Below are 1,067 nucleotides of genomic sequence, written 5' to 3' on the forward strand. Positions count from 1 at the left end.
AGTTAATTCTATGATGTATACCATTGTAGAGACAGCAAAGGCCAATGGTGCCAATCCTTATCTTTATATCAAATACATCTTAGAAAAGATGCCATCTCTTGTGGATGAGAAATACGACGTTAGAGATAAGGCAGATCTCAATGTTATGTTACCTTGGTCTAAGGAATACAGACAATACGAAATAGATCAGATTGAAGCAAACAGGTACTTACTTGATAATCTATTTCCTATGCCAGAGCAGCCGAAGGTATCAAATAATAATGAAAAATCTGATTTGCAATCAGATACGGCTATTGCATAAGAAAACCTGCAGATTAAATCTGCAGGAACTTTGTTGACGGAAAGTTTAAAAAGTCAGGAAAGTTTTAAACTTTTTAGACTACTAATTTTACAGAGGTTGTATTTCACATTAATAATCGCTTAGATTTGGCTATGTCACAAATTGTGACCCTTAAAAAAGCTATTTTTTATTGTGCTTTTATAACAAAACCTTTAATGTAAATCTTGGAGGTGGGAATTATGAGCATTGGAAGTCAAATTAAGCAAAGAAGAACTGAATTAAATATTAGCCAAGAAGTACTGGCAGAAAAATTAGGCGTTTCTAGATCTGCGATTTCTAATTGGGAGATTGAAAGAAACTATCCTGATTTGCAATTGATAGTCTCCATATCGGAAATATTAGATATACCTTTGGATACACTTTTAAAAGGAGATACCGCAGTAGTGGATAAAATATCAGCAGATACAATCCAAAGAAAAAGACTTAGCAGAAAGTTAAAGTGGGCATATACATGCGTGATAATACTGATTATATTGGTTTCTGTGACTCTCTATAAAACAAGATGGATAGATATATCTAGTACCAACCAAATAGAATCAATACAGTATGATGGTGAAAACTTTTATGTAAAAGTCAATCTGCCGTTTTATAGAAGCTTAGGTGGATATTATATTGATTACTCACACGATGGTGAGACATTGAACATAACACTAATGAGTTATAGAGATTTATCCATGAAGAATCTAGAAGAAGATAATTTTACTGCATTCCTATATCCTAATACTAC

Annotated in this window: 2 protein-coding genes; both read left to right on the forward strand. The window is 32.7% G+C overall.

Annotated elements, in window-relative coordinates; genetic code table 11:
- Positions 1-301, forward strand: a 301-nt coding sequence (locus tag BLV53_RS16810; protein WP_139299001.1) for a transposase domain-containing protein, incomplete at its 5' end; no start/stop codon positions are given.
- A gap of 218 nt (positions 302-519) precedes the next feature.
- Positions 520-1,067 (forward strand): helix-turn-helix domain-containing protein (locus tag BLV53_RS16815; protein WP_090302766.1); only part of this gene is annotated, 548 nt, incomplete at its 3' end.

It is taken from the genome of Pseudobutyrivibrio sp. ACV-2, assembly GCF_900107545.1.
GTDB lineage: Bacteria > Bacillota > Clostridia > Lachnospirales > Lachnospiraceae > Pseudobutyrivibrio.